At 62.4% G+C, this 20,311-nt stretch carries 17 protein-coding genes, 1 tRNA gene and 1 pseudogene; 8 read left to right on the top strand and 11 right to left on the bottom strand.

Translation table 11 applies throughout. From position 1 onward, the window contains the following. Positions 1-787: 787 nt before the first annotated feature. Both ACMGG8_RS17375 and ACMGG8_RS17370 read right to left on the bottom strand, forming a co-directional pair. On the bottom strand, positions 788-1,147 hold the full coding sequence (locus tag ACMGG8_RS17375) for a hypothetical protein (protein WP_414158008.1): 360 nt from the start codon (positions 1,145-1,147) through the stop codon (positions 788-790). Positions 1,148-1,260: 113 nt separating this feature from the next. Then, positions 1,261-1,905 (bottom strand): hypothetical protein, encoded by a 645-nt coding sequence (locus ACMGG8_RS17370; protein ID WP_414158007.1) that lies wholly within the window; start codon positions 1,903-1,905, stop codon positions 1,261-1,263. 290 nt (positions 1,906-2,195) lie between these two features. Here ACMGG8_RS17370 and ACMGG8_RS17365 point away from each other — a divergent pair, with 290 nt between their 5' ends. Next, positions 2,196-2,684 (top strand): hypothetical protein, encoded by a 489-nt coding sequence (locus ACMGG8_RS17365; protein WP_414158006.1) that lies wholly within the window; start codon positions 2,196-2,198, stop codon positions 2,682-2,684. A gap of 45 nt (positions 2,685-2,729) precedes the next feature. On the opposite strand, the gene ACMGG8_RS17360 is transcribed toward ACMGG8_RS17365, so the two are convergent. Then, the gene (locus tag ACMGG8_RS17360; protein WP_146189206.1) at positions 2,730-3,044 is read right to left on the bottom strand and encodes a hypothetical protein; all 315 of its coding nucleotides are present in this window, start codon (positions 3,042-3,044) and stop codon (positions 2,730-2,732) included. Positions 3,045-3,252: 208 nt separating this feature from the next. Between ACMGG8_RS17360 and ACMGG8_RS17355 the strand changes: the two are divergent. Next, a pseudogene (locus ACMGG8_RS17355) lies at positions 3,253-3,402 on the top strand (integrase); the annotation flags it as partial. Between the two features lie 105 nt (positions 3,403-3,507). Here ACMGG8_RS17355 and ACMGG8_RS17350 read toward each other — a convergent pair. Then, positions 3,508-3,581: transfer RNA gene (locus ACMGG8_RS17350), tRNA-Cys, on the bottom strand. A 396-nt stretch (positions 3,582-3,977) separates the two neighbouring features. On the opposite strand from ACMGG8_RS17350, the gene ACMGG8_RS17345 reads away from it, so the two are divergent. From ACMGG8_RS17345 to ACMGG8_RS17335, 3 genes are all read left to right on the top strand, one after another. Continuing rightward, on the top strand, positions 3,978-5,078 hold the full coding sequence (locus tag ACMGG8_RS17345; RefSeq protein ID WP_060843873.1) for an extracellular solute-binding protein: 1,101 nt from the start codon (positions 3,978-3,980) through the stop codon (positions 5,076-5,078). A gap of 58 nt (positions 5,079-5,136) precedes the next feature. Then, on the top strand, positions 5,137-6,552 hold the full coding sequence (locus ACMGG8_RS17340) for an aminotransferase (protein ID WP_414158005.1): 1,416 nt from the start codon (positions 5,137-5,139) through the stop codon (positions 6,550-6,552). Between the two features lie 77 nt (positions 6,553-6,629). Continuing rightward, positions 6,630-7,502 carry a helix-turn-helix transcriptional regulator gene (locus ACMGG8_RS17335; protein WP_414158004.1) on the top strand — a complete coding sequence of 291 codons (873 nt, stop codon included), beginning with the start codon at positions 6,630-6,632 and terminating at the stop codon, positions 7,500-7,502. 97 nt (positions 7,503-7,599) lie between these two features. Here ACMGG8_RS17335 and ACMGG8_RS17330 read toward each other — a convergent pair whose 3' ends face one another. The 3 genes from ACMGG8_RS17330 to ACMGG8_RS17320 all read right to left on the bottom strand — a co-directional run bounded on the left by ACMGG8_RS17330 (position 7,600) and on the right by ACMGG8_RS17320 (position 11,394). Then, positions 7,600-8,640: an ABC transporter substrate-binding protein gene (locus ACMGG8_RS17330; RefSeq protein WP_414158003.1), complete on the bottom strand. Its 1,041-nt coding sequence runs from the start codon at positions 8,638-8,640 to the stop codon at positions 7,600-7,602. Between the two features lie 566 nt (positions 8,641-9,206). Next, a complete protein-coding gene (locus tag ACMGG8_RS17325; protein WP_414158002.1) occupies positions 9,207-10,154 on the bottom strand; it encodes an AEC family transporter in 948 nt (315 codons plus the stop codon). After that, complete coding sequence (locus ACMGG8_RS17320) at positions 10,147-11,394, bottom strand: pyruvate carboxyltransferase (protein ID WP_414158001.1); 1,248 nt, start codon at positions 11,392-11,394, stop codon at positions 10,147-10,149. The genes ACMGG8_RS17325 and ACMGG8_RS17320 overlap by 8 nt, the downstream gene beginning before the upstream one ends. Positions 11,395-11,755: 361 nt before the next feature. On the opposite strand from ACMGG8_RS17320, the gene ACMGG8_RS17315 reads away from it, so the two are divergent. The 3 genes from ACMGG8_RS17315 to ACMGG8_RS17305 all read left to right on the top strand — a co-directional run bounded on the left by ACMGG8_RS17315 (position 11,756) and on the right by ACMGG8_RS17305 (position 15,255). Then, positions 11,756-12,904 (top strand): MalY/PatB family protein, encoded by a 1,149-nt coding sequence (locus ACMGG8_RS17315; RefSeq protein ID WP_108545489.1) that lies wholly within the window; start codon positions 11,756-11,758, stop codon positions 12,902-12,904. A 282-nt stretch (positions 12,905-13,186) separates the two neighbouring features. Continuing rightward, the gene (locus tag ACMGG8_RS17310) at positions 13,187-14,245 is read left to right on the top strand and encodes an aromatic ring-hydroxylating oxygenase subunit alpha (protein ID WP_102863131.1); all 1,059 of its coding nucleotides are present in this window, start codon (positions 13,187-13,189) and stop codon (positions 14,243-14,245) included. A gap of 59 nt (positions 14,246-14,304) precedes the next feature. After that, positions 14,305-15,255 (top strand): PDR/VanB family oxidoreductase, encoded by a 951-nt coding sequence (locus ACMGG8_RS17305; protein WP_060843880.1) that lies wholly within the window; start codon positions 14,305-14,307, stop codon positions 15,253-15,255. A gap of 176 nt (positions 15,256-15,431) precedes the next feature. On the opposite strand, the gene ACMGG8_RS17300 is transcribed toward ACMGG8_RS17305, so the two are convergent. The 4 genes from ACMGG8_RS17300 to ACMGG8_RS17285 form a co-directional block, all read right to left on the bottom strand. After that, positions 15,432-16,145, bottom strand: a complete 714-nt coding sequence (locus ACMGG8_RS17300) for a GntR family transcriptional regulator (RefSeq protein ID WP_060839774.1) — start codon at positions 16,143-16,145, stop codon at positions 15,432-15,434. A gap of 232 nt (positions 16,146-16,377) precedes the next feature. Beyond that, positions 16,378-17,634, bottom strand: a complete 1,257-nt coding sequence (locus ACMGG8_RS17295) for an OprD family porin (RefSeq protein WP_060839775.1) — start codon at positions 17,632-17,634, stop codon at positions 16,378-16,380. Positions 17,635-17,753: 119 nt separating this feature from the next. Beyond that, positions 17,754-19,229 (bottom strand): aldehyde dehydrogenase family protein, encoded by a 1,476-nt coding sequence (locus ACMGG8_RS17290; RefSeq protein WP_414158000.1) that lies wholly within the window; start codon positions 19,227-19,229, stop codon positions 17,754-17,756. 153 nt (positions 19,230-19,382) lie between these two features. Further along, a complete protein-coding gene (locus tag ACMGG8_RS17285; RefSeq protein ID WP_414157999.1) occupies positions 19,383-20,306 on the bottom strand; it encodes a ketopantoate reductase family protein in 924 nt (307 codons plus the stop codon). Positions 20,307-20,311: the final 5 nt, after the last annotated feature.

Below are 20,311 nucleotides of genomic sequence, written 5' to 3'. Positions count from 1 at the left end.
CGTCGTCGATCAGTGGCTGCCATGACTTGCAGTCTCACGTGCGAGAACGCTGACTCATAACCACCTATGACCTTGCACACGCCGGTTGTGTAGGGGTATGCGGGGGATTCGGCGGGATGGACCCTTGGTTGCTGGCGCCAATGCCCATCCGCATCAGATTGCATAAACGCATAACTGGCATTAGATGGCATAGATTGGCCTATGGTTTGCCCCATTTTTGCCCCATGTGGCGGCTGAGATCCCGTCGACCCGCCGCCCGATGATGGATCGGACATACTAAATATAAAAATACTTATATTTCATACAGTTATAAGCAAACAATACTTGCTGAAGCAAAAATTAAGCAGAGAAGCAACAAAGACCGCCATTCCGATCAGAGTCTGTCCAATCAAAGAAACTCCAGAGAGGATAGGGATCCCCCCTTTCTACTGTACCTAATGAGCGGTATCAGCCATGAGCGGACCTTCGCCTGGGCGCAGGGCCCAGTAAATATCGGTCATTCGAAGCGTCTACGAAATTTGGGGCGATTCAAACATCGACGGTGTCCGAGCTGCACACTCTTCGAAGTTGCTTAGAAGATCTCTAGCTGGCGTTAAACCCTCGGCCTCTAATGCCGAGACTGAAACTTGGTCACTCAACCTCGCGAATGTGAGCTGACCCGTGCGCAAGAGAACCACAGCCATGGGCATAATCAAAAAGGCTTTTGCCAGTCTGGGCGAAGACCAAGGATAAAAATCACTAGATAGAAGACCCGGCACATGGCCGGGCCAGTGGCTACAGATAGCCCTTATGCAACCAGGTCCCAGGTGATGGCCAGAGATCCAGTAGCGGTAGTACTTGGGAGCCAGGAACCAGCGGTCACCCATAGCCCCATACCAGCAGGTACGAACATCGGAGCAGGAAGAAGAACTTGGGAATGGCTATTCGCGACAGCCGGGCCATTACCATTGAAAATGCAGCGAGTACTGGCGTCGCCGGTAATGGTAGGCGCTGTCTCCGAAGCATACAGATTGACGTACCCGCTGGTTGGATCGATGGAAGCTGTCTGAACGATAAGGCCGTTCACGTTCTCGGCTGGCGAGACGATCTGTACAACACCTTTCGGAAACAGGTTGCCGAAGTGCTTGCCAATTTTTACTGCGTTCATTTTTCACCTATTGAGTCGAATGATTTGTTACGGAGGATTCCGTTTTCATGTCGCTCAAAGGCGATGAGTTGGACGCTCTTGGCGTTGTCGACATACGTGCTGCTACATCACCGTTATTGCTTGGTGATGAGCATGTCGATAGTGCTGGTATCGCAGGTGTAGTTGGCCTTCTTGTCGAGAACCAAGTAAATGGCGGACGATTTAGTGACAAGCACTTTACTGACCGAAAAGACCGCTCCATTGCCTCTGACCAAGCTACCCGACTGAAGAACGGTGTCACCCTGATTCAAAGACCAGGCAACGCCATCACCGCAACTGTTATGAATGCTACTTACTCGCCCAAGAATGTTGATCTCGCCCACCACAGGACTGGCCCAGCGAATGACCGTCTGACTGTTCTGGCCTGGGTGAAATGCCACATCACCAGCGGCAATGGTAAAGCTGCCATTTGCCGTGTAGGTGTAAGGTTTCAGGTGAACCGACACATGTGCTCCAGATGCTTGATCCATCCAACATGTAGCCGGGAGATTGCTGCATGAATCGGCTTTGAAGTACGGCAATGGGACGTAGTTTTCGGCCTTGTTGACACCAGACGAGTTCTGCATAAACGACCAAGGAGAACCTTGTGGAGCACTCTCCTTTGCCAGAATTACATCCCTTGCCAGGTTCCAGGACATTGCTGTGTCAGCAAAGGCACTCATGCTGGCACCAAAAAGCGCCAACAAGCCGAGCAGGGAAACACTGATAGCTTTTTTCATTTGGATTGACCTATTGAGTCGAATGGTTGGTTGCGGAGGATTCCGCTTTCATTTCGCTCATAGGCGATAGCTCGAGGCTCAAGGCCTTCACACGAGGAAGGTCAGCACCAACGACATGCCGGCTTTAGCTTCTTATTCACTCGAGGAGTGGAATAACTATCCCAACAAAAAACTGTACATGCAACCAGTATCTTGAACCCTTTTTGCCCACCTGTAGTAGCAGCTCGGAACAAAGGGTGCGGGAAGCCATAAACGAAAAAGCCCCGGCGGATGCCAGGACCTGAATAGGTGTGAGCTCACCGGTTGAGCGCAACGAGTGGGTGAAGATCGAGGAGGCTTTGCTTTGGCTGGACGATTTCGTGGCTCGACGCAACGGCGATGATCGCGGCTCTTGCTCAGCAATTGAGACTCTGCGCGCCGCCCTGGAGCGCAAGCCAGCCGCCCACAACCAGGGCAAACCAACCCTGATCCAGGCAGCAGCCGTAACTTGCCAGAACGATGACGGGACGTACCTGGAATGGCTGCTTGAAGGAGGAATTTCAGAGAGGGAGTTCTCTGGCCAAGTGCTGTTCGCCAGGCCCGAGGCCACCGATCTGTGCGATGAAGACGGCGGCGCCGAGATCTACACCCGCCCAGTCGAGCAGCCCGCGTCCATCAGCTCCACAAGCGACAAGTACGAGGCTGAGCTGTACGACGAGGGCTGGCAGTTGGCACGGGACATGGGCTTGGGCAACGTCACTGATGCGCTGATGCAGCTCCAGGGCAAAAAATCTCGATAGGAGTACATTTGCACTCCACCCATAAAAACCGAACGCTCATCTAACTCAGCCGCTGAAAAATCGAATGACGGGAGCTAGAAAGCTGATCTTGTCCGCAGATTTTACAAAGCGGTCAAAGGCTTTTTCGCTAAGGATGAACGCGGGTATGAAAAAGATACTCGAGACCACAGCAGTCAATAAAAATCCAATCCAATCGGTACTAACAAGGACGGCGATCGCTACGCCCAGCATCAATAGCCCCCCTGAAAAGAACAGCCGCCGAGCAAATTTTTGATTTGGATATTGATTGAACATGATCAGGCCACCCTTGCCGCTTTCAATCACAGTAGTTCCAGGGTGGATTTTTGTCGAAGCATGCACTCTTCCCCCCCTTAATTCCCCTTAGCAGCGGCCCTCCCCAGCAAGCCGCTATAGAGGCCAAGCACGAAGTCATGCCTGTAGAAAGAACGGTAACCATCCCAGCCCGGGAGCAGCACGCGGGCCAAGCCTCAATCACCGTCACGCTCCCGCGGGTTTGCCGACAGTGCGGCGTTCCACGCGGCGAATCCTACTCAGCTGTCAGCTGGAACGGCAGGACAACAAAGCCGAGTTACGACAACTAAGACCGATTTTTGAAGAAATACCGATTGATGCGATAGCACCATCGATGATTGCGGCCAATCGCGATAAGCAGTCTGCGAAAACAAGAGCCAACAGAGAAATCGTCTTACGTTCGCATCGGAGCCATCGCGAACCCGACGAAATAGAAAAGTTTTGGTTCGCCAGCACTTTCACGCAGGCAATAAAAAACCCCGTAGACGTTAATCTACGGGGTTTTCAAGGGTGGAGGCCGAGGTCGGAATCGAACCGGCGTAGGCGGATTTGCAATCCGCTGCATAACCATTTTGCTACTCGGCCCCAAGTGTCCAGTACCGTAAAACAACACTGAACACGTACAAACTGGAACGGCTTTCGAGATCAACCTCATCTCGCAACTCTTTGATTTTTAAAGAGTTTTTCCGTTTCCTCGCTGAGGAATGGTCGCAATTATGGACATGTTTTCCATTCCTGGCAACTCCTATTCGATATTTTTTCTGCCGGGCTGTTTCTACAGGTTTCCGGGCAACTGCAAATCCGTGTCGGAGTGGGCAACGGCGCTGGATGATTGCACAGATGACGGCGGATTGCTCGCTGCTCTTTCCGCACCTTGCCACCTACCCGATCGGGTTATGGCGTGTGTCCGGCCGCTCGCGGACAGTAGCGCCAACGGCTCGACCCGGGCTCCTTCCATCAGGTTCAAGGCGGAATTCCAGCATGCGCATAGCATTCCCTGCGGTATTTGGCGTGGTTCTGGCGGTGGCGGCAGTCGGGGGGCAGGCCCAGGAGTCCGCGGACAAGACCTTGCGCCTGTACAACTGGTCGGACTACATCGGTGAGCACACCCTCGCCGGCTTCGAGAAGGCCAGCGGGATCAGGGTGATCTACGACACCTTCGACTCCTACGAGACCGTGCAGGGCAAGCTGCTTCCGGGGCGCTCCGGCTATGACCTGGTGGTGCTCAACGCCGCGCTGGTGCCGCCCTTGATCAAGGCGCGGGTGTTCCAGCCGTTGAACAAGCAGTTGCTGCCCAGCTGGCACAATCTCGACCCCCTGGTGCTCAAGAGCCTGGAGAACTACGACGCGGGCGTGCAGTATTCGGCGCCCTACACCTGGGGCAGCAATGGCGTGACCTACAACGTCGACAAGATCCGCGAGCGGATGCCGGATGCGCCCATCGGTTCCCTGGCGATGCTGTTCGACCCCAAGGTGGTGTCGCGCTTCGCCGACTGCGGAGTGACTCTGCAGGACTCGCCCACCGATATCCTGCCGCTGGTCCTGGCCTGGCTGGGGCGCAATCCCAACAGCGCCGAGCCCGCCGATCTCAAGGCCGCGCAGGATGCCTTGATGGCCGTGCGCCCCTACATCCGCAAGTTCGACTCCACCAGCTACCTCAACGGCCTGGCCAATGGCGAGCTGTGCCTGAGTGCCACCTGGTCCGGCGACTACGCCACGGCCCAGGCCCGCGCCAATGAAGCCGGAGCACCGGTCAAGCTCGACTACTTCATTCCTAGGGAAGGTTCGCTGATCTGGTTCGACGACTTCTACATTCCCGCCGACGCCCCGAATGCGGCCAATGCCCACGCCTTTATCGAATACCTGTTGCAGCCCCAGGTCATGGCCGAGGTCAGCGACTACATCCGCTATGCCAATGCCAACCTCAAGGCCACGCCACTGCTCAGCGCCGAAGTGCGCGACAACCCGGCGATCTACCCCGATGCCCAGACCCGCGAGCGCCTGTTTACCCAGACCATCCAGTCACCCGCCAGTACCCGCCTGATCACTCGCACCTGGAACATGGTGAAGATCGGCAAGTGATCCGGCGGTGCGGATCCCACACGCTGTCCACGCAACGCTTTGACCCGAGGTGAAGCCCATGGCTATCCAATCCGCAACCTTCTTCCAGCAGTTCGACGAGCCAAAGCTGGTGGCCGCCGACAAGGCGCATTACATGCACGGTTTCCACATGTTCGACGAACACCGCGAGCAGGGTTCGCTGAACATCGCCGCCGGTGAGGGCGCCTACATCTATGACACCGCCGGCCGGCGCTACCTGGATGCGGTCGGTGGCATGTGGTGCACCAACATCGGCCTGGGACGCGAGGAAATGGCCGAGGCCATCGCCGATCAGGTGCGGCAACTGGCCTACTCCAATCCGTTCTGCGACATGGCCAACGTCAGCGCCATCCAGCTCTGTGAAAAACTCGCCAGCCTGGCGCCGGGCGACCTGAATCACGTGTTCCTCACCACCGGAGGCTCCACCGCGGTGGATACGGCCTACCGCCTGGTGCAGTTCTATCAGAACAGTCGCGGCAAGCATGAGAAAAAGCATGTGATCTCACGGATCAATGCCTACCACGGCTCCACCTTCCTCACCATGTCCATCGGTAACAAGGCCGCCGACCGCGCTCCCGAATTCGACTTCATGAGTGATCTGTTCCACCACATCTCCTGCCCCAACTACTACCGCGCCCCGGCCGGGATGAGCGAGGCGGATTTCCTCGATTTCCTGGTGGCCGAGTTCGAGGACAAGATCCTCACCATCGGTCCGGACAAGGTGGCAGCGTTCTTCGCCGAACCCATCATGGGCTCCGGTGGGGTGATCATTCCGCCCGAGGGTTATCACCGGCGCATGTGGGAAATCTGCCAGCGCTACGACCTGCTGTATGTGGCTGACGAAGTGGTGACCTCATTCGGACGTCTGGGCACCTTCTTCGCCTCGCAGGAGGTGTTCGGCATGCAGCCGGACATCATCACCACCGCCAAGGGCCTGACGTCGGGCTACCTGCCCCTGGGGGCCTGCCTGTTTTCCGAGCGCATCTGGCAGGTGATCGGCGAGCCGGGCAAGGGGCGCTGCTTCACCCACGGCTTCACCTACAGCGGGCACCCGGTGAGCTGCGTCGCAGCGCTGAAGAACATCGAGATCATCGAACGGGAGAACCTGCTGGCCCATGTCGAGGATGTCGGGAGCTATATGGAGCAGCGCCTGCAGACCCTGGCCGAATTGCCCCTGGTAGGCAATGTGCGTTGCATGCGGCTGATGGCCTGTGTCGAATTCGTTGCGGACAAGCAGAGCAAGGCGCTGCTGCCGGAAGCCCTGAACATCGCCGAGCGCATCCACCTGCGGGCCCAGGCCAAGGGCTTGCTGGTGCGCCCGATCGGCCACCTCAACGTCATGTCGCCGCCGCTGATCATCAACCACCAGCAGATCGACCAGATCGTCGACACCCTGCGCGAGTGCATTCTGGAGGCCGCCGCCGAGCTGCGTCGCGACGGTCAGTACCTGGGGTGACGCGCCTGCAACCGATGCCCCCGGCGCCCTGTCGCGGGCTCTTACCCGGCCTGCGCCCGGCGGTTAAACTGCCGGGCATGAGCGCACCTGCCGATACCTCCTCCGCCCTTCCGTCCCTCCAGGCCCTGCAGACCTGGCATGCCGGCCTGGCCGAAGCTTTCCAGGCGGTGGACGACGATGCATTCCTGCCCCGCCTGGCAGCAGCGCTGAACGCCCTGACCCCGATCGAATCCATGATGATCAGCCTGGAGCGCAAAGGCCTGCCGCCGCAGTTGCTGCACGAACAAGGCATAGTCGGCGAATACCGCGACGAGATCATCAACCGCTACTTTTCCCGGGGCTACCTGCTGGACCCCTTTTGCCTGGCCGTGGAAAACGGCCTGGCGGAAGGCTTCTACCACCTCTCGGAAATCGCCCCGGACGACTTCTTCAGCAGCCAGTACTACAAGACCTACTACCTCAAGACCGGGGGTGCCGAGGACAGCTACTACATCGTCGACCTCGACCCCCAGAGCAAGATTTCCCTGTGCATGTTCCAGGGCCTGAGCGGCGCACGATTCGCCAGCGCGCCCCTGGCCCTGCTAAGGGCCGTGGAGCCGCTGGTGCGCGAACTGTTGCGCCGTTTCGGCACTGCCGGCGGCCTGCAGCAACTGCTGCGCCAGGCCCCGGTCGATCGCTTGCCAACCCGGGCACCGGCCAACCTCAACCAGCAGCTCGAAGCTGCCTTCATGAGTTTCGGCCATCCGCTGCTGACGGTCCGCGAGCGGGAGATTGCCCACCTGATCCTGCGCGGCCACTCGGTGAAATCCACCGCCAAGGTGCTGCAGATCTCTCCGGAAACCGTGCGCATGCACCGCAAGAATCTCTACACCAAACTGGCCATCAGCTCCCAGGCCGAGCTGTTTTCGCTGTTTATCGACTGGCTGACCCAGCCCCCCGCCGCCGTCTGAAGCGCCACGGGAGTGAGTGTGCTGCTGATGCCCCACAACAAGAACGCCGTGTCCACGGGGTGAACACGGCGTTTTTCAAGGCGGCGGGGGGATGCCGTCAGCGCGCGGCCCAGGCGTTGAAGCGCTGTTCCAACTCCTCGCCATGGTCGACCCAGAAGGCCGCATCCACCGCTCGCGCGCCTTTCAGGTTGGCTTCATAGGTCGGCAATTGCTGCTGCACCGCTTCAGGCAACAGCGGCAAGGCCTGACGGTGGACCGGGCCGTAGGGAATGTTCTGCGAGAACACCTTCTGCGCCTGGGGCTGACTGGCGAACAGGATGAAATCCTCGGCCAGGGCCTTGTTCGGCGAACCTTTGACCACGGCCCAGTACTCCGGGTCGTACAGGCTCTGAGGCCAGAGAATGCTCAACTGCATGCCCTCCTTCTGAGCCATGGCAATGCGTCCGTTATAGGCCGCGCTCATCACCACATCGCCGGCCACCAGCCATTGGGGCGGCTGGGCCCCGGCTTCCCACCACTGGATAAAGGGCTTGATCTGATCCAGTTTGGCGAAGGCCCGGGTCACCCCTTGCGCAGTACCGAGCACCTGGTACAACTGCTCGGGGGCGACGCCGTCCGCCAGCAGAGCGATCTCCAGGGTGTACTTGGCGCTCTTGCGCAAGCCGCGCTTGCCAGGGAAGTCCTTGAGGTTCCAGAAGTCCGCCCAGGAGCCCGGGGCCTTGGCCAGTTTCTGCGGGGCGAAGGCCATGACCATCGACCAGACATAGGTCGCCACACCGCACTCGCTCAGGGTGCCTGGAACGAACTGCGCCGGATCGCCAAAACGCGACAGGTCCAAAGGCTCGAACAGGCCCTCGTCGCAGCCGCGCAACAGTTCCGGGCTTTCCACTTCGACCACGTCCCAGCTGGTCTTGCCGACATCGACCATGGCCTTGATCTTCGACAGTTCACCGTTGTACTCGCCGGCCACCACTCGGCCCGCCCCGCTCTGGTTGAATGGCTGGAAATAGGCCTTTTCCTGGGCCTGCTTGGTGGCCCCGCCAAAGGAAATGACCGTGAGGTTCTGCGCCTGGGCCGAAGCCCCGGTACATAGCACAAGACACGACAATGCAACGCCGCAACGCAAGGTGTTGGACATGAAACCCTTCCTCAAGAAAGCCGGCTCGCCCGCACGAACCTGCACAGCAGGAGCCTGGAAGCGACCGTATTCACGGGCGGTACAGCACCAGGCACGACGAGTCTTGGTCAGCGGTACACGAACCGGCGCAGCCTTGGTTGCGCAGCCGGATGGTTACCGTTGCGGGCTCTGTGGCCCCGTTCGCTTGATGTATTGGCGACCTGTCCGGGGTCGCCGGACGCGGTCTTGCTTGAATGGCGGTTCATCGCTTGCTCCCTGTTGTTTTTGTAGGAAGAACAAATCGATCGGCAGTGCATCGCAACAACGTCCCGGGCAGTCGGGCAGGCGCATGCAGGGGTTTATTGTTTGCCCAACCCGAGGCATTGCGAAACGAGGTTTTTCTGAGGCACAGGCAAGGGAAAAGCTGCCTAGACGGCAGACTCGGCCCGAGATCGACGAAGGGAATGCGCGCACCGAGCGGCGCGCCTGGACGGACAAGCAAGTCCGCCGGAGCAACAACAGAAACCCCGCCAGGGCATTACCCGGGCGGGGCGTTTTGACAACTCATGGGTCAAGGGCGCCGCAGCTCAATCCAGCACGACCAGCAACCCCGAGATCACCCCGATGCCCATCACCGCCGAGAGCAGCATGCTGCTGGACACCTCGATCTCGTAGGTCTTGTAGCGCGAGGCCAGGATAAAGACGTTCACCGCCACTGGCAGCGCCGCCATGATCACCGCGATCTTGACCAGGAAATCGCCGAGGCCGAACACATAGCGGGCGGACACGAACACCAGCACCGGCAGCACCACCACCTTCAACAGCGCCAGGGCCAGGGAGTCGCCCTTGATCAGGTTCTGCTGGCGGTGCACGGCAAAGGCAGCACCCAGGGCCACCAGCGCCAGGGGGCCGGTGGCGTTGGTCATCTGCGTGGCGAAGATCTGCAGCGGACCGGGCAAGCGCCACTGCAAGGCAATGCACAGCGCCGCCAGGGCCACCGCCAGAATCAGCGGGTTGCTGATGATCGACTTGCCGGTGGTCAGCAGCACACGGCCCAGATCCGGCTTGTCCCGGGCCTCGCGCGGCTCGGTGAGTTCCATGATCAGGGCGCCCCCCGCCAGGATCACCAGGTTGTCGGCCATGGTGATCATCAGCGTGGGCAGCGCCGCTTCATCGCCAAACGCCATGACCATCAAGGGCAACCCCATATACCCCACCACCCCGGAGATGGACGACAGCCCGCGCAGGCCGGCCACCCGCGCGTTGCCGCCCCAGATCAGCCGCCCGCCCACGGCGGCGATCATGAAGGTCACCAGGCAGGCCAGGTAATAGGCGCCGAGCAAGGCCCAATCCAGCTCGCCATGGTCCTGGGTGCCGAGGGTCTTGATAAAGATGAAGCACGGCAGGAACAACCAGAACACCACCCCCACCAGGCCCTTGACCGTTTCCTTGCCGATCACCTCCAGTCGCACTATCCAGTAGCCGGCAAAAATCATCGCAAACAGCGGCACCACCACCGTAAAGACCTTATCCATGGGCCGGTTGCTCCTGAAGAAGCTGGCGCTCGGCATAACGGGCCAGGTGCATCGGGCTGTAGGTGCAGGAGCGATAGAACTCCATCACCCCGGCCATCGCGTGCTGATAACGGACCTCGATGTCCGGCATCGAGGCCCGCATTTCCTCCTTCAGACTCTCGACGATTGGCCACAGCTCCTCATCGGCAATCTCGGCCACCTGGGTGCTCAGCGATGAATAATCGGCCAGGGCCTGACGGATGGTCTGCGGATGCAAGCCCACATAATTGACGAAGTAAGCCTTCTCATCCTGAGTGTCCAGAAAGTCCGGAATATTCAAGACGCCATAATTGGAAAGTGTTTCAAACTTGCCACTGACCGGACGATAGACACCGGGCAACTGCAACAACTTTTCCTCACAGTAACGGGCGGCACCGATCAACTTGTCTAGATCCAGCGGCTGCGCGCCCAACTGTATATTGTTGTCCCGACACAACTTCACAACTTGCTCCAGCGGTGCAATTCCGGAGCGGTTGCCAAATCCGGCCAGGGCCCCTTCAACCATCTGAAAACCGCATTGAATCGCCTGCATGGTATTGGCCAGGGCCAGCCCGTTGTCGTTATGGGCATGCAGGCAGAACACCAGGCGGGGGTAATCCGCCACCAGCTTGGAGCACAGCCAGCGGGTCACATGGGGTTGCAGCGAACCCACGGAGTCGTTGATGCGGATGATGTCCACGCCCAGGTTGACGGCCCAGTCGATCTGCCGGCAGATCTCGGCATAACGCTGCTCGCACACTCCATTGCGGAAGTTGTTGAGCACGCTGGCCTTGAACTTGACGGCGCCGAGGTCGCGAAACGCCCGGATTGCGCGCTCGAACTCCCGGTCGCTCTGCCGGTAGGTGATCATGCCGAAGCTGAAGACGGTGTCGGCAATCCATTCACGTCGATGGGCCCGGGCCTTGAAATAAGCCAAGGCGGTTTCCCAGCAGTTCAACAGGACGATGAACGTGGCCTGGGTATCGGCCGGCAATTCGCCGGCTTGCCGTGCCCGATGCAGACGGTCCCAGACCAGCGGTTCCTCCGGTCCGCAACCCACCACGAAATCCCGCAGTCCGGCCTCGACCATGGACTTGAGGATGGATAACTTGGCGTCCAGCGTGATGGGAAAGGCTGTGCGTTCAATCCCCTCCCGAAGTGTTTCATCCACCAGATAGGGGACGGAAAAATCACGGTAGCGAATTCCATTTTCAAGTTTCATCGCCCTGCTCCTTTTTATTGGTTTTTTCGCAGCCCACACTGTTTTGCTTGGCACACAAGACTTGCAACAACCGCCACACCATATAACAGCGAGTCAAAACCCGACCTAAGAAATACCTTAAAAAACAGCGCAAATACGGCTCAAAAAAAAAGCCCAGAACCGAAACATTCGCACTCCAAATCGCCCTATTTAAATAAACAGGCGTCAGGGCTTGTTGAAGCCGCACCGCGCTCGCCACAAACGCTTGCGACCGCCGTGGGCAACCGGCATGCCGGCCAACGGCCCGCCCCGGTATTCCCTGCCGGATGCCTGCGCAAGCGCTAGAATCTGCGCTACCTTCCCCAGGCGACGAGAGCCGTTCATGAGCTTCGATTTCGATACCCTGCACCCCCGCCATGGCACCGGCAGCACCAAATGGAGCCGTTACCCCGAAGATGTCCTGCCGATGTGGGTGGCCGACATGGACTTCGCCGTGGCCGACGGCATCCTCCAGGCCCTGCGCCAGCGCCTGGAGCACCCGCTGCTGGGCTACAGCGTGGCCCGCGACGAATTGCGCGACGCGGTGGTCGCCGACCTCTGGGACAAGTACGCCTGGCGCGTGCAGCCCGACGAACTGATCTTCCTCCCTGGGGTCGAGCCCGGCTTCAACATGGCCCTGCACGCCTTCGTCAAGCCCGGGCAATCGGTGGTGCTGCAGACTCCCAACTATCGCCCGCTGCGCCTGGCCCCGGGCAACTGGGGCCTGGACAAGGTCGAAGTGCCGTTCCAGCTCACCGAGCAAGGCACCTATGCCACCCCCATGGATGCACTGCGCCAGGCCCTGCAAGGCGCCGGGGCGATGCTCCTGAGCAACCCGCACAACCCTTTGGGCAAGGTTTTCCCCCGGGACGAACTGCAAGCGGTGGCCAACGCCTGCCTGGATCAGGGCGCACTGATCATCTCCGACGAGATCCATGCCGAACTGTGCTTCGACGGCCGCCGGCACATTCCCACCGCGTCCCTGAGCCCGGAGATCGCCCGCCGCACCATCACCCTGATGTCGGCCAGCAAGGCCTACAACATCGCCGGGATGAAGACCTGCTTCGCTATCGTCCAGGACCCGGCCACCCGCCTGGCCTTCAACAACGCCCGCGCCGGCATGGTGGACAGCGTCAGCCCCCTGGGCCTGGAGGCGACCCTGGCCGCCCTGACCCACGGCGGCCCCTGGCTGCAGGCGCTACTCGGCTACCTGCAAGCCAACCGCGACTACCTGCTGCACGCGGTGCAGACCCGCCTGCCGGGCATCCGCATGCACGCGCCCCAGGGCACGTATCTGGCCTGGCTCGATTGCAGCGCCCTGGGCCTTGCCGATCCCTACGCCTTCTTCCTCAAGGAGGCCAAGGTCGGCCTCAGCGCCGGGCTGGAGTTCGGCGACGACTGCGGGCAATTCGTGCGCCTGAACTTCGGCTGCCCGCGGGCCATGCTCGAAGAAGGCATCCAGCGCCTGCAGGACAGCCTGCAACGGCGCTGATCGCCGCACAAACCCACCCCGCAGCGCAGCCGCCAGGTTCCCGCCCCTGGCGCTGCGCCCTCCTGGCCGGCCCCGCAGCCACGCCCCCGCCCTGCCCCGGACGGTGCGCTGACACGCGCCCAATGGATCCATAAAAATCACGCCAATGGATCCACAAAGCTCTAAAACCTCAAAAATAGCCGATTATCGAACAGAAAATCCGCGCATTCATTTGACACCCCCAGAGCACGAACCCTTTAATGGATCCATTAAATAAAAACAACAAACGCCTGGAGAGACGTCATGTACCCCAAGAACGCCTGGTACGTTGCCTGCACCCCCGATGAATTGCAGGGCAAGCCCCTGGGCCGGCAGATCTGCGGCGAACGAATGGTGTTCTACCGCGCCCACGAAGGCCGGGTAGCCGCCGTCGAGGATTTCTGCCCCCATCGCGGCGCCCCGCTGTCGCTGGGCTATGTCGAGAACGGCAACCTGGTGTGTGGCTACCACGGCCTGGTGATGGGCTGCGACGGCAAGACCGTGGACATGCCCGGCCAGCGGGTACGCGGCTTCCCCTGCAACAAGACCTTCGCCGCGGTCGAGCGCTACGGCTTCATCTGGGTCTGGCCCGGCGACCAGAGCCTGGCCGATCCGGCACTGATCCATCACCTGGAATGGGCCGACAACGAACAGTGGGCCTATGGCGGCGGGTTGTTCCACATCCAGTGCGACTACCGGCTGATGATCGACAACCTGATGGACCTGACCCACGAAACCTACGTCCACGCCTCCAGCATCGGCCAGAAGGAGATCGACGAAGCGCCGCCACAGACCACCGTGGACGGCGATCAGGTGGTCACCGCCCGCCATATGCACAACGTCATGCCGCCGCCGTTCTGGCGCATGGCCCTGCGCGGCAACCAGCTGGCCGACGACGTGCCGGTGGACCGCTGGCAGATCTGCCGCTTCAGCCCGCCCAGCCATGTGCTGATCGAAGTCGGCGTGGCCCACGCCGGCCACGGCGGCTACGACGCCCCGGCGGCATTCAAGGCATCGAGCATCGTGGTGGATTTCATCACCCCCGAAAGCGACACCTCGATCTGGTACTTCTGGGGCATGGCGCGCAACTTCAACCCCCAGGACCAGGCCCTCACCGCCAGCATCCGCGAAGGCCAGGGCAAGATCTTCAGCGAAGACCTGGAGATGCTCGAACGCCAGCAGCAGAACCTGCTCGCCCAGCCCCAGCGCAGCCTGCTCAAGCTGAACATCGACGCCGGCGGCGTGCAGTCGCGACGGGTACTGGAACGCCTGATCGCCCAGGAGCGCGAGCCCCGGGAAGCACTGATCGCGGCAAGCCGTTAAGCCCTTCTCCGCCCCCGACAGCCAGCCGGCCCGGATGCGGCCACTGGCGAGGACCGACAATGATCGACGTACTGGTGGTCGCGCGCCACAACGAAGCCCTGGACATCTGCAGCTTCGAACTGGCCGCGGCCGACGCAAGCCCCCTGCCCGCCTTCAGCGCCGGCGCCCATATCGACGTGCATCTGGCCAACGGCCTGGTGCGCCAATATTCACTGTGCAACCACCCCGAAGAACGCCACCGCTACGTGATCGGGGTGCTCAAGGATCCGGCCTCGCGAGGCGGCTCAAGCAGCCTGCACCAAGAGCTGGAAGTGGGCACGCGCCTGCGCATCAGCCAGCCGCGCAACCTGTTTGCCCTGGCCCCCGGCGCGCGGCGCAGCCTGCTGTTCGCCGGCGGCATCGGCATTACCCCGATCCTCAGCATGGCCGAGCACCTGGCCCACGGCGGCGCGGATTTCCAGCTGCACTACTGCGCCCGTTCCGCCGAGCGCGCGGCCTTTGTCCCGCGCCTGCGGCAATCGCCTTTCGCCGAGCGGGTCAGCCTGCATTTCGACGAACAGCCCGAGACGGCCCTGGATATCGCGCACGCCCTGGCCGCGCCGCAGGATGATCTGCACCTGTACGTCTGCGGCCCCGGCGGGTTCATGCAACACGTGCTGGACAGCGCCAGGGCCCTGGGCTGGAAGGAACAATGCCTGCACCGCGAGTACTTCAGCGCCGCGCCCGTGGACCACGGCAGCGACGGCAGCTTCGCGGTCAAGCTGGCCAGCAGCGGCCAGGTGTTCCAGGTGCCGGCCGATCGCAGCGTGGTCCAGGTACTGCAGGACCAGGGCATCGAAGTGGCGATTTCCTGCGAACAAGGGATCTGCGGCACCTGCCTGACCCGGGTGCTGGAGGGGGTGCCGGAGCACCGCGACCTGTTCCTCACCGAGGAAGAACAGGCGTGCAACGATCAGTTCACGCCCTGTTGTTCCCGCGCCAAGACCCCGTTACTGGTGCTGGATCTCTAGGCTTTGCACGAAAGCCTCGATACTCGGTGATGCTGCGTTGAAAACGGTCTTGTGCGCGAGTCCGATCGGAATGCTCATTGACACCCCGTAACGTCGGACGCGACCCCGGCCGCTCCTCGACCGTTTTCGCCTTGCCTGACCTACGTCTCAAAACTGTTCGGACAGCGCCTTGCGCCTCACGGCGAGGGCAGGATCAGCTTCATGCGCTCGTCGGCCACGGCCGAGCCGAAGATCTCGGCGTAGCGCAAGGTGGCGTTGGCATGCTCGCGCATCAGCGCTTCGGCCCGCGCGCCCTGGCCATTGACCAGGGCGTCGAACACCGAATGATGCTGCATGTGGGCGTAGTTGAAGCGCCGGTACTCCCGGGCCATGTCCTGGCGATCCACCGCCAGGGCGGTGACCGAGGCGAACGGCAGATGGTCGTTGCGCGCCAGGGCATCGGCGATCGCCGGGTTGCCGCTGCCCGCCACGATCACCTGGTGAAACCGCATGTTGAGGTCGTGATAGACCTCCAGGTCTTCCTCGTTGACATAACCCTTATCGAACAGCGCATCGCCCTCGACCAGGCAACGTTCGAGAATCGCCCGGCCCTCGGCCGACAGCCCGCGCTCGGCGGTCTGGCGCGCCGCCAGGCCTTCCAGCACCCCGCGCACCTCCACCGCCCCGGCAATGTCCTCGGCGCTGACCGACCGCACCTGAAAACCGCGACCGCCGAAACGCACCAAGAGGCCTTCCTGCTCCAGGGTGCGAAACGCCATGCGCACCGGCATGCGCGACACCCCGAAGCGCTCGGCGGTAGGCACTTCCATCAAGCGCTCGCCTGCCGCCAGCTCGCCCGAGGCGATCATCTTGCGCAGCGCGACCAGCACCGTTTGACCGGGTTTGCTCATCCGGGCAGCTTCCTTAAAAAAGGTGGGCGGCCATAGTAACGCAAGGCCCGCCACAACACGCCCCCCCGACAATACCTGTAGCCGCTGCTGAGCCCGCGAAGCTGCGCAAAGGTCCGCAGGACCTTGCCTGGCGTTCTCCCGCCGAACCTGCAGCGCCTTCGAAACCGCTGCGCCTCCTGCGACGAAGTGCCGCCCAGAGCGTTCGCAGCCTGCGGCAGCGGCTACAGGGTTTTCAGAGTGACAAGGGGTAGCTGACGATCAGCCGGGTCTGGTCGAAGTCGCTGTTGAAGCTGCGCCGATTGGTGGCGTTGTTCAGCCGCAGGCTGAGGTTCTTCAAGGTGCCGCTCTGCAGGGTGTAGCCGATCTCGGTATCACGCTCCCACTCATGGCCGTCCTTGCCGGCCTTGGTGGTGGCGTTGTCGCCACGCCCGTAACGCACCATGGCCAGCAGCCCGGGAACCCCGGAAGCGGCAAAGTCATAGTCGTAGCGCAGCTGCCAGGAACGCTCGCCGGCGTTGCTGAAATTGCCGTTGAACATGTCGTTGCCCAGGGTCCGGCCGCTGCTGCCATAGACCGACATCCAGGGGCTGTCGCCGCTGACCTTCTGCACCCCCAGGTACAGCGTGTGCCCGGCCCGCGCGGCGGAAAACAGGCCATAGGCGGTGTGGCTGTCGACCCGGCCGATGCGCGCGCTGCCATCGTCGCGGTCGATGAAGTAGCCCAGGTTGCCCCCCAGCACCCAGTCGCCCAGCGGCTGTTTGTGCTGCAGGTTGAAATAGCTCTGGCGGTAGATGTCCTGCAGTTGCGAATGCCAGGCACCGAACAGGGTGCGCTGCTGGTTGAAGCGGTAGTCGGCGCCCACGTAGTTGAAGCCATCGGACTTCACCCCCGGCGCGGCCCAGGCCGACAGGTCCTGCATGTCCGACGAGTTGCGCAGGCTCACCGCCCGGTACTGCCCGGCCTGCAGGCCCAGGCCGTCGATCTCGCGGGACACCAGCATGGCCCCGCGAAAGGTCTGCGGCAGCAGGCGGCCATCGTCATAGCGCAGCAGCGGCACGTCCGGCAGCAGTTCGCCGAGCTTGAACTCGGTGGCGGAAATCCGCGCCTTCAACGCTGCCCCGGCGCGGCCGAAATTGTCCGCCGCGCGGCCGTCGTCGTGCACCGGCAGCAACTCCGAACCGCTGACCCGGCGGCTGCTGTCGAGCTTGAGGCCGAACAGGCCGATGGCATCCAGGCCAACACCCACGGTGCCCGGGGTGTAGCCGGAGCTGAACTTGAGGATGAAGCCCTGGGCCCACTCCTCGATCTGCCCCTTGGGCGCGTCGTGGTCGCGAAAATCCCGGTTGAAGTAGTAGTTGCGCAGCAGCAGGTCGGTCTTGCTCCCCTCGAAGAAACCGCTGTCCTCGCCAGCCCAGGAAGGGGCGCACAGGCCCGCTGACAGACAAGCCCCGACCAGGGAACGGCAAAGCATCGGATGACGGGTGTTCATTATTATTGTTCTCCGTTTTTCATGGACGCAGCCGTGCCCCGACAGGCCCGTGACGGCCCGTCCATTCACGGATGCTCAAAAACCCGGCCAGGGCGGCCGGGGTTGTTCAGGTCAGCCCGTCAGAAGGGATACTGACGCGGCCGGTGTTGCACGCTGATCCAGTGGTCGCGGGTGAACTCGTCGATCGCCCAGTCGCCGTTGAAGCGCCCCAGCCCGGAGTTCTTCTCGCCACCGAACGGCGCGTTGGCCTCATCGTTCACCGGCACATCGTTGATGTGGGTCATGCCCGCGCGCACCTGGCGGGCGAAGTTCACCCCGCGCTCCAGGCTGCGGGTGAACACCGCGCTGGACAGGCCGAACTCGCTGGCATTGGCCAGCTCCAGGGCATGGGCTTCGTCCCGAGCGCGCAGCAGCCCCACCAGCGGGCCGAAGATCTCATTGCGCGCCAGGTCCATGTCGGCCCCCACCTCGCCGTAGACATGGGGCGCCAGCAGATTGCCGTTCACCCCGCCCTCGTACAGCGGCTCGGCTCCCTGCTCCCGGGCCAGGGCGATCTTGTCCTGCAGGCCCTGCAACTGGCGGGCATTGATCACCGGGCCGATCACCGTCTCCAGCGATTGCGGATCCCCCACCTTGAGTTGCTTGACCCGGGCCACGAAACGCTGGGCAAAGGCTTCGTAGAGCCGCTCATCGACGATGATCCGGTTGATCGCCATGCAGATCTGCCCCTGGTGCAGGAACTTGCCGAACACCGCGGCGTTCACCGCCAGCTCCAGGTCGGCATCGTCGAGCACCACGAACGGGCTGTTGCCCCCCAGCTCCAGGGCCACGTGCTTGAGATGCTCGCCCCCACTGGCGATGCGGCCGATACCGCGCCCCACCGGGGTCGAGCCGGTAAAGGTGATCAGCGCCGGCACCGGGTGCTCGACAAAGGCATCGCCAATCTCGCTGCCAGCCCCCACCACCACGCTGAACACCCCGGCGGGCAGCCCCGCCTCCTCGAAGATCCTCGCCAGCAGCAGGCCGCCGCACACCGGGGTATCGCTGGCCGGCTTGACCACCACCGCGTTGCCCAGGGCCAGGGCCGGAGCGATGGAACGCTGGGTCAGGTGCAGCGGAAAGTTCCACGGGCTGATCACCCCCACCACCCCCAGGGCGCTGCGGTACACCCGGCTTTCCTTGCCCGGTACATCGGACTCGACAATCCGCCCATGGACCCGCGCCGGGAACGACGCCGACTCCAGGGTAATGGCCCGCGCCGCGCCCCACTCGGCCAGGGCCTTGATCCGCGTACTGCCGGATTCGCGGATGATCCAGTCGACGATTTCCTCCTGGCGCCGGTCGAAGATCGCCACCGCCCGGTGCAGCACCGCCGCGCGCTGCGACGGGCCCAGGGCCGCCCATTGCGGCTGCACCTGGGCGGCCCTGGCGTAGGCCGCATCCAGGTCGCTGCGGTTGGCCTGGGCCACTTCCAGCAACAGCGCGCCATCGTAGGGGTTGGTCACCGCCAGGGTCTTGCCGGCGGCACCGGCGCGCCACTGCCCGGCGATGGGTTGCAGATGCAGATCGCGATAGACCGCGTTGGATTCACTCATGAACAATCTCCTCAAGAAACAGCATTCATAAACCGATGTGTCACCCAAAAGCTGGCTTGTATGGGGCGGGCTTGTGTAGGAGCTGGCTTGCCAGCGAAGACGCCCGCAACAAGCACACAAGACCCAAGGTCCTCTTCGCCGGCAAGCCGGCGCCTACAAGGCAGCGCGTTGCTCGATCAGCCGCAGCAGGCCGAGCAAGGTTTCGGTGTGGGGCACCGCCACCCCCGCCTGCCGCGCCCGGGCCACTACCTGGCCGTTGATCGCGCCGATCTCCGTGGGCCGTCCGGCCAGCACGTCCTGCAGCATCGAGGGCTTGTGGCTGCGGTGGTTGGCCATGGCAAAGGCCACGCTGTCCAGGCAGCGCTGGGCGTCCAGCACTATGCCCTGGGCGCCGGCCACGGCCACCACCTCCATGACGATGGCCCGGGCCAGCGCCACGCCTTCCGGCGCCGCGTCCAACTGGCCGACGGTGCAGCCGGTGGCCGCGCACAGGCTGTTCAGCGCCGCGTTGAAGGCGACCTTCTCCCAGATCGACGTCCACACCTCGGGGTCCACCGCGCAGCTCAGCCCGGCCGCGTCCAGTACCGCCGCCACTTCAGCGCTGGCCTGGCGCTCACCCTCGTCGAGGGCCAGCACCCGGACCATGCCCTGGCCATGGGAATGCACCTGCCCCGGCCCGAGCAGGTCGGCGGGCCAGTTGGTCATGCCGATCAGCACCTGCTGCGCGGCCACGTGCCGCGACACCGCTTCGGCGTTGCCCAGGCCGTTCTGCAGGGTCAGCACCCGGGTGTGCCGGGTGATATGCCCGGCAACGCTGCGCAAGGCACTGTCGGTGTGCAGGGTCTTGGTGAAGACCAGCAACAGGTCCGGGTGCCCGCTGACCTGTTCCGGGCGGCAGGCGTTCAAGCCCCGGATGCGCCGCTCGCCGTGGTCGGTGGCCAGCAACAGGCCGTCGCGCTGGATGGCCGCCAGATGCGCGTCGTTGATGTCCAGCAGCGTCACCTGCTGCCCGCTTTCGGCCAGCAGGCCGCCAAACAGCGAACCCATGGCGCCCGCGCCGAGAATGGTGATGTTCATCGAAC

The sequence above is a fragment of the Pseudomonas sp. BNK-45 genome, from assembly GCF_047456255.1.
Taxonomy (GTDB): domain Bacteria; phylum Pseudomonadota; class Gammaproteobacteria; order Pseudomonadales; family Pseudomonadaceae; genus Aquipseudomonas.
This window is presented reverse-complemented; position numbering and strand designations above follow the sequence as displayed.

What these genes read in the sequence shown, in the direction of transcription:
- ACMGG8_RS17375 (WP_414158008.1), bottom strand. Translation starts at nt 1,147, where the DNA reads ATGAACGCAGTAAAAATTGGCAAGCACTTCGGCAACCTGTTTCCGAAA.
- ACMGG8_RS17370 (WP_414158007.1), bottom strand. Translation starts at nt 1,905, where the DNA reads ATGAAAAAAGCTATCAGTGTTTCCCTGCTCGGCTTGTTGGCGCTTTTT.
- ACMGG8_RS17345 (WP_060843873.1), top strand. Translation starts at nt 3,978, where the DNA reads ATGCGCATAGCATTCCCTGCGGTATTTGGCGTGGTTCTGGCGGTGGCG.
- ACMGG8_RS17340 (WP_414158005.1), top strand. Translation starts at nt 5,137, where the DNA reads ATGGCTATCCAATCCGCAACCTTCTTCCAGCAGTTCGACGAGCCAAAG.
- ACMGG8_RS17335 (WP_414158004.1), top strand. Translation starts at nt 6,630, where the DNA reads ATGAGCGCACCTGCCGATACCTCCTCCGCCCTTCCGTCCCTCCAGGCC.
- ACMGG8_RS17330 (WP_414158003.1), bottom strand. Translation starts at nt 8,640, where the DNA reads ATGTCCAACACCTTGCGTTGCGGCGTTGCATTGTCGTGTCTTGTGCTA.
- ACMGG8_RS17325 (WP_414158002.1), bottom strand. Translation starts at nt 10,154, where the DNA reads ATGGATAAGGTCTTTACGGTGGTGGTGCCGCTGTTTGCGATGATTTTT.
- ACMGG8_RS17320 (WP_414158001.1), bottom strand. Translation starts at nt 11,394, where the DNA reads ATGAAACTTGAAAATGGAATTCGCTACCGTGATTTTTCCGTCCCCTAT.
- ACMGG8_RS17315 (WP_108545489.1), top strand. Translation starts at nt 11,756, where the DNA reads ATGAGCTTCGATTTCGATACCCTGCACCCCCGCCATGGCACCGGCAGC.
- ACMGG8_RS17310 (WP_102863131.1), top strand. Translation starts at nt 13,187, where the DNA reads ATGTACCCCAAGAACGCCTGGTACGTTGCCTGCACCCCCGATGAATTG.
- ACMGG8_RS17305 (WP_060843880.1), top strand. Translation starts at nt 14,305, where the DNA reads ATGATCGACGTACTGGTGGTCGCGCGCCACAACGAAGCCCTGGACATC.
- ACMGG8_RS17300 (WP_060839774.1), bottom strand. Translation starts at nt 16,145, where the DNA reads ATGAGCAAACCCGGTCAAACGGTGCTGGTCGCGCTGCGCAAGATGATC.
- ACMGG8_RS17295 (WP_060839775.1), bottom strand. Translation starts at nt 17,634, where the DNA reads ATGAACACCCGTCATCCGATGCTTTGCCGTTCCCTGGTCGGGGCTTGT.
- ACMGG8_RS17290 (WP_414158000.1), bottom strand. Translation starts at nt 19,229, where the DNA reads ATGAGTGAATCCAACGCGGTCTATCGCGATCTGCATCTGCAACCCATC.
- ACMGG8_RS17285 (WP_414157999.1), bottom strand. Translation starts at nt 20,306, where the DNA reads ATGAACATCACCATTCTCGGCGCGGGCGCCATGGGTTCGCTGTTTGGC.